A 13,454-nucleotide genomic window follows, 5' to 3' on the forward strand; every position below is an offset into this window, starting at 1 on the left:
TCACGTTTTTTTGTACCATGACCTGACATCTGGTAGAATAATACTTGATACTGTTGCACACAAATGTGCATGAAGGAGAGTTGCCTTGGCGTTGTTTAAAACTAAAAATAGTCTCAACTCAGAGATGACAAATTTAAAGATTCCTAATCATATTGCAATCATTATGGATGGCAATGGACGTTGGGCAAAAAAACGTTTCATGCCACGTGCTGCTGGCCATAAGGCTGGGATGAATACAGTTAAGCGTGTGACTAAAACAGCCAGTGATTTAGGTGTTAAAGTACTAACATTGTATGCTTTTTCAACTGAAAATTGGACGCGTCCTAATGATGAAGTTAGCTTTTTGATGCAGTTACCAATCGATTTTTTTAATGAATTTGTCCCAGATTTAGTTAAAAATAATATTCGAGTTAAAGTCATGGGCGATATTAATAGATTACCGGCTGGGACACAAAAGGCGGTTGAACGAGCGATTAGACAAACATCAGATAATACAGGTATGGTTTTAAACTTTGCTTTGAATTATGGTGGTCAATTAGAAATTATTGAAGCAACTAAGATTTTGGCACAACGTGTAGCGGATGGCTTACTATCACCAGATGAAATTAACGCAGATATGTTTGCTAACGTACTAAATACTAGTGATTTAGGTGATTTAGCGGCGCCTGATCTAATGATTCGTACTTCGGGAGAATTACGTTTAAGTAACTTTATGCCTTATCAGGCTGCTTATTCAGAACTCTACTTTACTGATGTGCTTTGGCCGGATTACACTGCCGAGGATCTAAACCAGGCAATTTCTGCTTATACCTTACGTGATCGTCGCTTTGGCGGCTTAACGCAAAATTCTGAAAGTGAGTCTTAATAGATGAAAACACGTGTTTTGACAGCCATTGTGGCTTTAATCATTTTTGTACCGCTTCTAGTTATTGGGCATACACCTTTACTTATTTTAACACTGGTATTGGGTATTATCGGTATCAGTGAAATTTTACGTATGAAACATCGTTTTTTCGTTTCTGCTGAGGCTATGATTAGTTTTATCGGAGTTGTTGTTATCATTTTACCCAATAATTTCTGGCAAGATATTCCTTGGGTAAATAGTGCACACATAATTTTTTATATTCTAGCCTTCTTTTTACTATTGCAGACGGTATTTAGTCGTAATCATTTTAACTTTGATGATGCGGGCACATTAACTTTAGCTATACTTTATGTTGGTACAGGGTTTCATTATTTTTTTCAAGCGGACAGTAAAGGGCTTTCAACTGTGATGTTTGGTATGCTGATTGTTTGGATCACGGATTCAGGTGCTTACATGGTCGGACGTGCAATCGGGAAGAATAAATTAGCACCAAAAATAAGCCCTAATAAGACTTGGGAAGGCTCAATTGGTGGTAGTTTGATTGCAGTGATCATTGTGCCTGTAATTTATACGTTATGCCATTGGTTGCCAACTTATAGTTTGATTGATATGTTTGGACTGGCCCTTGTATTATCAATAGCCGGTCAACTGGGTGATTTGATTGAGTCAGGATTTAAACGGCATTTTGGTGTCAAAGATTCTGGTAATATTTTGCCAGGTCATGGTGGTATTTTGGATCGATTTGACTCGATGCTAGTTGTGATGCCATTGATGGCGATTTTAGGCATGTTAGGATAAAAAGTATATGAATTTAACTGCAATTATTTCGTTTATATTTGTTTTTGGTGTCTTGGTCACAGTTCACGAGTTTGGTCATTTTTTCATTGCCAAACGGTCGGGTGTTTTGGTGCGTGAATTTGCGATAGGGATGGGGCCAAAACTATTAAGTTGGAATCGTAACCATACAGCATACACGATTCGTATTTTACCAGTTGGCGGCTATGTACGTATGGCTGGCATGGATGAAACAGCGGACTTAGATGCTGGTCAAAGATTAATGCTTGAATTTAATGCACAACAACATGTTACGACATTAGATACACGTGTTGAAGAAGCACATGATGGCGTACCTTTTCAAGTAGACTCATTTGATTTGAGTGATGCTTTAACATTAACAGGTTATTTAAATAACGCTGAAGAATTAACCACAATAGTGGTGGATCATGATGCAACAATAATTGAACAAAATGGTATTGAAGTACAAATAGCACCACGTGATACTTGGTTTCAAAGTGCGCCACTATTCAAACGTGCGATGATTAACATTGCCGGGCCATTAATGAATTTTATTTTGGCCTTTATCGTATTTTCCGGACTTGGTTTTGCTGCACCTAGCGTGACATTAAATGAAGCGGTAGTTGGTGGTGTGCAAAATAATATGCCTGCTAAACAAGCTGGATTACAAGCAGATGATAAAATTAGATCTATTGATGGTCAAGACACAAAATCATGGCAAGATGTCACAGAACGTATTAGTGCTGCCAATGGGAAACAACTAACATTTGTGATTTCACGTCAAGGCCAACAGAAACGAGTTGACGTCACACCTAAAACTGTTAAAATAGATGGTGTTAATTCGACGTTGATTGGTATAACAGCTAAAACGCATACGAATATCACTGCGCGCATTCAATATGGGTTTGTTACCACTGGGATGACTATCCAACAAGTATGGCATGCCTTAACACATTTATTTACCGGTGGCTTTAGCTTGGATAAGTTAGGTGGTCCGGTTTCAATTGCCAGAGAAACATCTAGTGTCGCACGGATTGGATTCTTAAGTATTTTAGCTTTTATGGCTATGCTATCAATTAATCTAGGTATAATGAACTTGATACCTATACCGGCACTAGATGGTGGGAAGTTAATCTTAAATATCATTGAAGGTATTTTACGTCGCCCATTACCTTCAATTATTGAAAATACAGTAACCATTGTTGGCGCAGTATTTTTGATTGTGCTGATGATTGCTGTTACAATTAATGATTTATTGAGATGATATTTTTATAAACTACAGGTACATGCATTAAACTGTGTGATACCCGTACATAATTCACAAACAAACGAGGAGAATTCATGAAACAATCAAAGTTATTAATGCCAACATTGCGTGATGTACCTGCAGATGCTGAAGTTAAGAGCCATCAACTATTACTTAAGGCAGGGTTCATTCGACCTGTTGCTGCCGGTATGTTTTCATATCTACCATTAGCTAAACGTGTCATTAACAAAATTGAGACGATTGTACGCGAAGAAATGGCGGAAATTGATGCCAATGAAATGCTGGTACCTGAAATTTTGCCAGCTGAACTTTGGCAAAAATCAGGACGGTATTCAACTTATGGACCTGATTTATATAAATTTAAAAATCGTCAAAATCGTGATTTTATTTTAGGACCAACACACGAAGAAACGTTTACGCAATTGATGGCAGATGATATTAAGTCTTATAAGAAGTTGCCACTTGTTGTTTATCAGATTCAAGCTAAATTTCGAGATGAAAACCGACCAAGATTTGGTTTGTTACGTACCCGTGAATTTATTATGAAAGATGCTTATTCATTTAGTGCTGATGAGGAAGGCCTAGATAAATCATTTCATGATATGGAGTCAGCGTATGTGAAAATATTTAACCGAGTTGGTTTGTCATACCGTGCGATTGTTGGTGATGCTGGTGCAATGGGGGGCTCTGATTCAAAAGAATTTTCTGCACCCGCAGCAGCTGGAGAGGACACTATAGCTTATTCAGACGCGACTGACTATGCTGCCAATTTAGAAATGGCTAAAGATTTTTATGTGCCCCAAAAGTCACATGAAGAGCTCAAAGAATTGACTAAAATTGATACACCAAACGAAAAGACGATTGATGAATTATCTGCTTTTTTGGATGTACCAGCGGCACATTTAGCTAAAACAATTATTTTTGTGGCAGATGAAACATTTATTGCTGTTGTTACAACTGGGGATTTTGAAGTGAACCCTGTTAAAGTGCAAAATTTCTTACATGCTGATACCTTAGAATTAGCGGAAGAGTCAGAAGTACGTCGCCAATTTGGTGCTGGATTTGGTTCATTGGGACCTGTTAATTTACCAGAAGATGTACGTTTATTAGTTGATGAACGTGCTGCTGATTTGGTGAACTTTGCGGCTGGTGCCAATAGTGATGATCATCATTACATCAATATTAACTGGGATCGTGATGTGACACTTGAGGAAGCAAATATTAGTGATTTCCGTACTGCTCGTGAAGGTGATTTGGCTATAGATGGCAAAGGTAAATTGATCTTTACTAAGGGAATTGAAATTGGGCATATTTTTAAGTTAGGTACCCGCTATTCTAAAGCAATGGGCGCACAAGTTTTGGATAAAAATGGACGTCAAACTGATATGATTATGGGATCATATGGTATTGGTGTATCGCGCTTATTAAGTGCAATAGCTGAACAGAGCGCAGATGAAGCTGGGTTAGTATGGCCAGCTAGTGTAGCGCCATTTGACGTGCATATTGTACCGATTAATACAAAAGACGAGGATCAGTCTCGCATAGCAGGTCAACTAGAGAGTTTGTTAACAGCACAAGGACTAGAAGTTCTTGTTGATGATCGTAAGGAGCGAGCTGGTGTTAAGTTTGCAGATGCAGATTTAATTGGTTTACCTATTCGTATTACCGTTGGTAAAAAGGCGAGCGAAGATATTGTCGAAGTGAAGGTTCGCGCAAGTAATACAAATATTGAAATGCGAGTCAGTGAAGTAGTTGATTCAGTCTCAGTATTACTAGACGGTGATAAATAACGTTACAAAAAAGCCGATCAGTTCGGCTTTTTTACTCAATTTTTAGGGGAAAACATGGCATTAACCCAGCAAGAACAATTACAACACTTATTAAACCAAATTGAAATATCAGATGATATTCGTGGTTTTTTTAAATCAGGTGCATTAAAACAAGTGGCGGTTTCAACGTCCGACAAGACTTGGATATTTTATGTTGAACTAGACCATATTTTACCAGCAAATGTATATATACAATTACAACAGAACCTACGTGCTGCTTTTATTAATATTGCTATGCCAAAACTGATCATTCAAACGGTTGACCAACAAATTAATGATGATTTAGTTCAACAATATTGGCATTTTGCTTTAGATGACTCTGAATTAAACCATGCAATGATTCAGCAATTGGAAAGTAATACCGAGTTAAAGTCACTTGAAACTAACCACTATAGTATTATGGTTGGTGCACAATTGCTATTTAATGTCTTACGAGATCCAGTGTTGCATTCAATTGTAGCAGCCTATCAAAATTTTGGTTTTCCAAAGCTGGTGTTCACACCGCAGCAAGATGAAACATTGGCACAGCAAATTGAAGATAGTGTTGCACAACGACATGCCAAGGCACGCGAAGATTTACAAAAGACAATTCATGCGAATGAGCAGGCCAAGACAAAGGCAACGTCTGAAGGGGTAACGTTAGCTTTAGGTCGAAAAATTGCCGCAGATGCAGATATTACACGACTCGAGTCTATTGAAGGTGAAGAAAATCGTGTTGTTGTAGAAGGTTATATTTTTGCTAATGAAGTTCGTGAGCTACGTTCTGGTCGGAAATTAATGACAATAAAAATCACTGATTACTCGAGCTCTATTGCTGCTAAAAAGTTTTCAAATAATGAAACTGATGAAGCTGTTTTTGATGGACTGAAAGCAGGTATGTGGGTACGCATGTCTGGTAATGTTCAAGAAGACACCTATGCGCGCGAGTTAGTACTTAATATTTATGATTTACAGGTTGTTGATCACAAACAAAGACAAGAAACTTATCAAGGTGATCGGAAACGAATTGAATTACATGTGCATACGGCTATGTCATCAATGGACGCTGTTACTCACTACTCGCAAGTCGGAAAATTAGCTAAAGATTGGGGACAAGAAGCATTAGCTGTTGTAGATAATGCCAATGTACAAGGCTTCCCCGAGGCTGTGGCTACGGGTCAAAAAAATGATTTAAAAATGATCTACGGTATGGAAGCTAACTTAGTGGAAGATGGGGAACCAATAGCATTTAATCTTGCGCCAATTAGTTTATTAGCTAAAGATACGGTTTATGTTGCCTTTGATTTGGAGACAACTGGATTATCAGCTGTTTCAGATAAAATCATAGAATTATCAGCTGTTAAAATGCAGTTAGGCAATGTCATTGATAAGTTTTCAGAATATATTAATCCAGGATTTCCTTTATCAGACTTTACTACAGAATTAACATCTATTACTGATGCTATGGTAGCCAATTCAGATACAGAAGAAAATATTATTACGCGTTTTCGTGATTGGGTTGGAGATTCAATACTAGTTGGGCACAATGTCACATTTGATGTTGGTTTTATGAATGCTGCTTATGCGCGTTATCAACAAAAAGCAATAACCACGCCAGTAATCGATACATTACCGTTTACGCGTTGGCTATATCCAGATTATAAATCATATCGATTGGGGACCATCGCCAAAAGATTCAATATTAATTTAGAGCAGGCGCATCGTGCCATCTTTGATTCTGAAACTACTGGACATATCGCCTGGCGTTTGATTAAAGAGGCTAAAGAACGCTTTGATTTGACCGAACATAGCCAATTAAATGATCATATGACTGAAGGTAATGCTTGGAAACATGGGCGTCCTGTACATGCGACAGTGTTGGTAAAAAATGCGGTTGGGTTAAAAAACTTATACAAACTCGTGTCATTATCGAATATTGAATTTTTTGCACGTGTGCCACGGATCCCCCGCTCAATTTTAAATCAGTATCGTGAAGGCTTGATTATTGGGACAGGTGATACAGGCGGTGAGGTTATTGTGACGCTAATTGAGAAAGGTCACGATGCCGCTTTATCGAAAGCTAGATACTACGATTATATTGAAATACAGCCAACTGCCAATTATGCACCGATGCTAGAATCTGGATTAATTAGTAATGAAGATAAGTTGCACGACATCTTAAACGAGATGGTAACTATTGGCGATGAATTAGAGAAACCAGTTGTTGTGACTGGTGATGTTAAATACACGAACCCAGAAGATAAAATTTACCGAGATATTTTGATTGGGACACAACCCGGTAACCCTCAAAATCGCACAGCTTTACCAGAAATATACTTTCGAACGACACAAGAATTACTAGATGACTATGCATTCATGGGGGAAGACTTAGCTAAAAAGCTAATCATTGACAATACATATGTTGTTGCTGATATGCTAGAGACTGTTACACCCTTAAAAAGTGGTTCTTACCCACCAAATATTCCTAGTGCTAGTGAAGAATTAACGCAACGTACACTAGAAACGGCAAGAAAATGGTATGGTAATCCCATTCCAGATGTCATTCAAGCACGAATTGATCAAGAACTAAAGGCTATTATTGGCAATGGATTCGCGCCACATTATATGATATCACAGCGGTTAGTGGAAAAATCTAATAAAGATGGTTATCTGGTTGGTTCCCGTGGTTCTGTTGGTTCATCATTTGTTGCTACAATGTCTGGAATTACCGAAGTTAACCCATTTGCACCTCATTATCGTAGTGCACATGGTGATTATTTTGAATTGGCCGATCCCAATGTCTATGAATCTGGTTATGATTTACCCGATAAGCCAGATCCTAATCATCCAGGAGATATGTTAATAGGTGACGGTCAAAATATTCCTTTTGAAACATTTATGGGATTTAAAGGGGATAAAGTACCAGATATTGATCTTAATTTTTCGGGAGACTATCAACCTATTGCGCACAATTATATGAAAGTGCTTTTTGGAGAACACAATGTGTATCGTGCTGGCACAATTGCGACTATAGCAGAAAAAACGGCTTTCGGTTATGTCAAAGGTTATGAACGTGATCATGATAAACATTATCGCGGTGCGGAAGTTGAGCGCTTAGCGCAAGGTATTACGGGTGTCAAAAGAACAACAGGGCAACATCCTGGTGGTATTTTGATTGTGCCACGTGAATATGAAGTTTATGATTTTACACCAGTGCAATATCCGGCTGATGATCAAAAATCATTATGGCAAACAACACACATGGATTATCATTCAATTCATGATAATTTATTAAAAATGGATATTTTAGGGCATGATGATCCAACGATGGTTCGTACATTAAAGGATATGTCTGGCATTGATCCACAATCAATTCCAGCTAACGATCCCGGTGTGTTAAGTTTATTTACTTCGCCTGACGCACTGAATGTGACTGAGGAACAAATCTTTTCGAAAACTGGGACACTGGGATTGCCGGAATTTGGAACGGGATTTGTGCGTGGCATGTTAGAAGAAACACAGCCACATAACTATTCAGAATTACTACAAATATCTGGATTGTCGCATGGTACGGACGTTTGGTTAGGCAATGCCAACGAATTAATTGAAAACGGGACGGCAACTATTGGTACAGTTATTGGAACTCGTGATAAAATTATGACCGATTTAATTAACTGGGGCATGCCAGCATCAGATGCTTTCAATATCATGGAAAAGGTACGTAAAGGTAAAGGTATCACCGATGAGTATCAAGCGCAATTACGCGAGGTTAAAATTCCAGAGTGGTATATTCAATCTATGCTGAAAATTAAATATATGTTTCCACGCGCGCACGCGGCAGCATATGTGTTGATGGCCTTAAGAATAGCCTATTTTAAACTTTATTTCCCTTCAATTTATTACGCCACTTATTTTTCAGTACGTGCTGATCAATTTGACATTGTTGCAATGAGTCGTGGAAAGAATGCTACTAAGGAAGCATTGAAAAAGTTACGATCGCTGGGAAATGATGCAACGGTTGGTGATAAAAATTTGATGACAGTACTTGAAATGGCGAATGAAGCACTTGAACGTGGTATTAAATTTTCTATGGTTGATCTCTATAAATCTGAAGCTAATGAATGGGTTATTGAAGATGATACATTGATTCCGCCATTTTCTGCTGTGCCAAGTCTTGGTGATAACGTCGCTAAACAAATAATTGTTGCGAGACAAGAAAAAAAGTTTTTGAGTAAAGAAGATCTTAAAAAACGTGGTAAAGTTTCACAAACTATCGTTGATTATTTAACGCGAAATTCAGTTTTAGATGGTATGCCAGATGAAAACCAACTGAGCTTGTTTGATTTTTAAGTAGATTATTCCCCAGTTCTTATCACGTGAAAAATGATAAGGCAAGCGTTATACTTGTTACCAGTCTAACGAAAATGTATGATAAATTTACGACAAAAAAAGGAAATGAATTATGAAACATGAGTGGCATCAAAAGGTAGCTAACTACTTTGAATACATTTTGAATATATTAATTATTCTAATTGGTATTGTTCTTTTTGGTTTTTTGTTGAGAGAAGTTTATAATTTGGCTCATCTATTGCTCACCGTTAATGATGTGCGTGACCATTTTACTGAGATCACAGAATCAACATTGGCTGTTTTCTTGTTTTTTGAGTTTGTGAGTTTGGTAAGAGAATACTTTGTTAAAGACGCACATATTAGTATGGAAAGTTTTTTGTATATTGGCATAACAGCATTGATTCGTGCTATTTTGGTATATCATGATCAAACTAATAAAACAGTTTTGTTGTCGACTGCTATTTTAATCTTAGTTATTGCGTTAACAACTTATAGATTTCTTAGTGCAAAAACAAAGCAACTTAATAAGGAAAACAACGATATTGATGAGTCAATATAGTGTAATTCAGTCTTAAAAACACGATAGATTGTGTTTGTTGATATGATTCATCTGTTTCAATAAATTTTATGGAGGAAATGCGCTGTTAGTTTCAAGAGACGTTAATAGCGCTTAAAAAATTATGTCAAAAAAAATTGTTGTACTTGGTAGTTTGAATGTTGATAATATTATGAAAATGCCGCGTATGCCATTAGTTGGGGAAACAATGGCTTTAACCGATGTTAGTACTGCTCCTGGTGGTAAAGGTGCAAACCAAGCTGTTGCTGCAGCACGTCAAGGGGCAGATGTATCATTTATTGGGGCTGTTGGGAATGATACCAACGGACAATTTATGCGCACAACATTACTTGCCAATGGGATAAATGTCGATTCTGTCATGACAAATGGTGATGTACCAACTGGTTCAGCTTATATCATGTTACAAGATAATGGGGCCAATACCATTTTAATTCATGGTGGTTCAAATCAAGCATTGACAATTTCTGATTTAAACGAGGAATTAATTGCTAGTGCAGATACACTGATTGCACAATTTGAAGTGCCACTAGATATCATTACGGTGGCTTTTAAGATTGCTAAAAATAATAATGTCCAGACAATACTCAATCCAGCACCTGCTGTTTACGAATTAACACCGGAATTAACAGCTGTGACTGATATCATTTTACCCAATGAAACTGAGGCACAATTATTAACAGGATTGACAGTTGAGAATACGGAAGAGATCCTTAATCAAGTCAGTGATGCATTATTAGAAAAGGGCGTACCACGTAGTATTATCACATTAGGAGATGCAGGATCTTTTATTGCTGATGGGAGTCATCGTTGGTGGCAAAAGCCAATTAAAGTGACTGCAGAAGATACAACTGCTGCGGGTGATACTTTTATTGGCACATTGGCCAGTGTTTTGGCACCTGATTTTAGTAACCTTGATGAAGCTGTACATCGCGCAAGTACTGCAAGTGCAATAGCTGTCACAAGGCAGGGAGCGATCCCTTCTATTCCAACACGTATTGAGGTTGATAGTTATTGATGGTTAAATTACCTGAGGATTTTAAAATAAAATATGAACGCTTATTAGGTAAAGAAAGTCACGCATTTTTTCAAGCTTTTGAGCAACCTATTCAAAAAGGTTATCGGATCAATCCATTAAAAAGTAATGCCAATTTGAGTGACACAATAGATGAGGGGCAGGTGCCTTATGGTAAATGGGGGCATTTTGGACCAGTATTTGGCCATTCAATTGATCATGTGACGGGTGTTGTGTACTCGCAAGAGCCCTCCGCTCAGTTTGTAGCCGAGGTATTGCATCCAAATCCCGGGGAACGCGTCTTAGACTTGGCAGCTGCACCAGGTGGCAAATCAACGCATTTGGCTGCTTTTATGCAACAAGATGGGTTGTTGTGGTCGAATGAAATATTTATGAGCCGCGCAAAAATATTAAGTGAAAATATTGAGCGTATTGGTGTACAAAATGCCATAGTGTCATCACAAACACCAGCTGAATTAAGTCAACAATTACCACATTTTTTTGATAAAATTTTGTTAGATGCACCATGTTCCGGTGAGGGAATGTTTCGCAAAAATGCAATAGCAGTCACACAATGGCATCATGATTTTCCACAAGAACTGGCTGACTTACAACAAGAAATTTTACGTGAAGCAGTTAAAATGTTGCGTCCTGGTGGTGAACTTGTCTATTCAACTTGTACTTTTTCACCCGAAGAAGATGAACAAATGATTGCTTGGTTGTTGCAAGAATATCCAGATTTTACTGTAGAAACTATTGCTAAAACAAGTGGTAGTCATATTAGTGATGGTCACCCAGAGTGGGCAGATAAGCAATACACAGATGGTGTAACAACAGAAAGTCGCACGGCTACACAGATTGAATTAAAAAAGACAGCACGTTTATGGCCACAAAAGCTGAACGGTGAAGGCCATTTTGTGGCAAAACTTAAACTATCAGAACATGCGATACCAACGCCTCAAACGATTCAAGATCTCAAGCCGCAAGTGCTTGATCGAGATCGTCAAGAAATTTTAAATGCATTTATTGAAGAAACAATGCGTGATTTTTCAGTTTCGGGGCGTCAGTGGATGTTATTTGGTGAGCGTCTTTACTTGGCGCCGAATGATACACCAGACATATCCAAAATGAAAATACTTCGCCTTGGATTAGAGATGGGGACCTTTAAAAAGAAACGTTTTGAGCCGGCACATGCTTTAGCGTTAGCATTACATCCAAAACAATTTAAGCAATATTATGAACTATCTCATGATGATTGGGCAAAATTTGTCCATGGGGATGTGATTCGTCCGGATAGTAGGTTCGAAAAAGGTTGGATACTGTTGATAGCCAATGGTAATGGTGTTGGCTGGGGTCGTTATGTAGATGGTCAGATAAAAAATTTCTTTCCAAAAGGGCTACGTTTTGTTGTTAAGCCAAACGATAACACACTATCAAATGACAATTATTAAATATTGTTAGTTTGTCAATCCCATAAAAAGGGCTTGTCGATAATCTTAAACACCGTATAATTATATCTTGTGCTGTAGCTGGCTGTTATCTAATAATGATAGTGATATGGTATTTCAAGTTATAATTATAAGGGAGATAAGAATGAAAAAATCTGTTAAAATTGCAGCAAGTATTGCTGCTGTATTAGTTATTGGTGGCGGTGTTTATGCTAGTGTGAATAAAAATACTAAAAATTCAGCTGATAAAACAAACGTGGCAAAGCTAGGTCTTGTTTTGGACGTTGGTGGTGTTGATGATCATTCATTTAACCAATCAGCCTGGGAAGGTGCTAAAAGCTATGCAACAGCTAATAAAATAAAAGCTGGGCAAAATGCACCAGTAACCTATTTTAGTGCCACAGATCGTACGGATTTGGATCAAAATTTTAATTTAGCAACAAAAAAAGATGCATATACAATTGTTTATGGCATCGGTTATTCATTAAACCAATCCATCCAAAAATCTGCTAAGTTAAACCCTAAACAGAAATTTGTGCTAGTTGATGATATTGTATCAAATCATAAAAATGTGACCTCAGTGATGTTTCGATCAGAGCAATCATCATATTTGGCGGGTGTAGCTGCTGCTACAAAAGCAAAAGAAAATGGCGAAAAATCAGTTGGCTTTATCGGAGGCATTCATGGTAATATCATCGATGCTTTTGATGCAGGCTTTGAAGCAGGTGTAAAGGCAACAGAACCATCGTTACAAATTAAAAAACAATATGCCAATTCATTTACTGATTCAGCCAAAGGGAAGACAATAGCAGCAACAATGTATGCTTCAGGTACGCGTACAATTTTTGCTGCAGCTGGTTTCGTTGGTAACGGTGCATTTGCTGAAGCTAAAGCTGAGAATAGTAAGTTAACCGCCGATTCAAAGGATCGGTTATATATCATTGGTGTTGACCGTGACCAAAAATCTGATGGCAACTATACATCAAAAGATGGGAAAAAGGTCACATCAACATTAGCTTCATCAATCACTTCGGTTGGTGATGGTGTTAAAAATATTGCTGATACTTACAACAAAGACAAGAGTTTCCCTGGTGGGAAAACAATTGCTTATGGTTTAAAAGAAAAAGGTGTTTATTTAACTGAGTCAGAATTAAGTGCATCACAAATGAATGTTGTGAAGCAGGCGGAAAAAGCGATTATAGATGGCACAATCAAAGTGCCTAATCATCCTAAGGGTTCTGCATTTAACCAAAACTTCTAATATTTTAAATGAGAGCGCCACTGTCGTGGTGCTTTTTTGGTATAATTAAAATGAAGTACATTTTAGGAGGA

Annotated in this window: 9 protein-coding genes; all 9 read left to right on the forward strand. The window is 37.7% G+C overall.

Annotation, left to right across the window (positions count from 1 at the left end; all coding sequences use genetic code 11):
- Nucleotides 1-85: 85 nt before the first annotated feature.
- The 9 genes from uppS (at nt 86) to HNQ98_RS01095 (ending at nt 13,383) form a co-directional block, all read left to right on the forward strand.
- Complete coding sequence (gene uppS / locus HNQ98_RS01055) at nt 86-865, forward strand: undecaprenyl pyrophosphate synthase (protein ID WP_014974498.1); 780 nt, start codon at nt 86-88, stop codon at nt 863-865.
- Nucleotides 866-868: 3 nt separating this feature from the next.
- On the forward strand, nt 869-1,663 hold the full coding sequence (locus tag HNQ98_RS01060; RefSeq protein WP_014974497.1) for a phosphatidate cytidylyltransferase: 795 nt from the start codon (nt 869-871) through the stop codon (nt 1,661-1,663).
- A 7-nt stretch (nt 1,664-1,670) separates the two neighbouring features.
- Nucleotides 1,671-2,924 carry an RIP metalloprotease RseP gene (rseP, locus tag HNQ98_RS01065; protein ID WP_135197532.1) on the forward strand — a complete coding sequence of 418 codons (1,254 nt, stop codon included), beginning with the start codon at nt 1,671-1,673 and terminating at the stop codon, nt 2,922-2,924.
- 77 nt (nt 2,925-3,001) lie between these two features.
- The gene (locus tag HNQ98_RS01070; protein WP_135197531.1) at nt 3,002-4,717 is read left to right on the forward strand and encodes a proline--tRNA ligase; all 1,716 of its coding nucleotides are present in this window, start codon (nt 3,002-3,004) and stop codon (nt 4,715-4,717) included.
- A 54-nt stretch (nt 4,718-4,771) separates the two neighbouring features.
- Nucleotides 4,772-9,085 carry a PolC-type DNA polymerase III gene (locus HNQ98_RS01075; protein ID WP_135197530.1) on the forward strand — a complete coding sequence of 1,438 codons (4,314 nt, stop codon included), beginning with the start codon at nt 4,772-4,774 and terminating at the stop codon, nt 9,083-9,085.
- Nucleotides 9,086-9,197: 112 nt separating this feature from the next.
- Nucleotides 9,198-9,644 carry a phosphate-starvation-inducible protein PsiE gene (locus HNQ98_RS01080; protein ID WP_014974493.1) on the forward strand — a complete coding sequence of 149 codons (447 nt, stop codon included), beginning with the start codon at nt 9,198-9,200 and terminating at the stop codon, nt 9,642-9,644.
- 121 nt (nt 9,645-9,765) lie between these two features.
- Complete coding sequence (rbsK, locus tag HNQ98_RS01085) at nt 9,766-10,677, forward strand: ribokinase (protein ID WP_135197529.1); 912 nt, start codon at nt 9,766-9,768, stop codon at nt 10,675-10,677.
- Nucleotides 10,677-12,125, forward strand: a complete 1,449-nt coding sequence (locus tag HNQ98_RS01090; protein WP_135197528.1) for an RsmF rRNA methyltransferase first C-terminal domain-containing protein — start codon at nt 10,677-10,679, stop codon at nt 12,123-12,125. The genes rbsK and HNQ98_RS01090 overlap by 1 nt, the downstream gene beginning before the upstream one ends.
- A gap of 142 nt (nt 12,126-12,267) precedes the next feature.
- Nucleotides 12,268-13,383, forward strand: coding sequence for a BMP family lipoprotein (locus HNQ98_RS01095; protein ID WP_135197527.1), 1,116 nt, complete (start codon nt 12,268-12,270; stop codon nt 13,381-13,383).
- The last annotated feature ends 71 nt before the right edge of the window (nt 13,384-13,454 follow it).

It is taken from the genome of Leuconostoc carnosum, from assembly GCF_014207505.1.
In the GTDB taxonomy this organism is placed as follows: Bacteria; Bacillota; Bacilli; order Lactobacillales; family Lactobacillaceae; genus Leuconostoc; species Leuconostoc carnosum.

What these genes read in the sequence shown, in the direction of transcription:
- HNQ98_RS01060 (WP_014974497.1), top strand. Translation starts at nt 869, where the DNA reads ATGAAAACACGTGTTTTGACAGCCATTGTGGCTTTAATCATTTTTGTA.
- rseP (WP_135197532.1), top strand. Translation starts at nt 1,671, where the DNA reads ATGAATTTAACTGCAATTATTTCGTTTATATTTGTTTTTGGTGTCTTG.
- HNQ98_RS01070 (WP_135197531.1), top strand. Translation starts at nt 3,002, where the DNA reads ATGAAACAATCAAAGTTATTAATGCCAACATTGCGTGATGTACCTGCA.
- HNQ98_RS01075 (WP_135197530.1), top strand. Translation starts at nt 4,772, where the DNA reads ATGGCATTAACCCAGCAAGAACAATTACAACACTTATTAAACCAAATT.
- HNQ98_RS01080 (WP_014974493.1), top strand. Translation starts at nt 9,198, where the DNA reads ATGAAACATGAGTGGCATCAAAAGGTAGCTAACTACTTTGAATACATT.
- rbsK (WP_135197529.1), top strand. Translation starts at nt 9,766, where the DNA reads ATGTCAAAAAAAATTGTTGTACTTGGTAGTTTGAATGTTGATAATATT.
- HNQ98_RS01090 (WP_135197528.1), top strand. Translation starts at nt 10,677, where the DNA reads ATGGTTAAATTACCTGAGGATTTTAAAATAAAATATGAACGCTTATTA.
- HNQ98_RS01095 (WP_135197527.1), top strand. Translation starts at nt 12,268, where the DNA reads ATGAAAAAATCTGTTAAAATTGCAGCAAGTATTGCTGCTGTATTAGTT.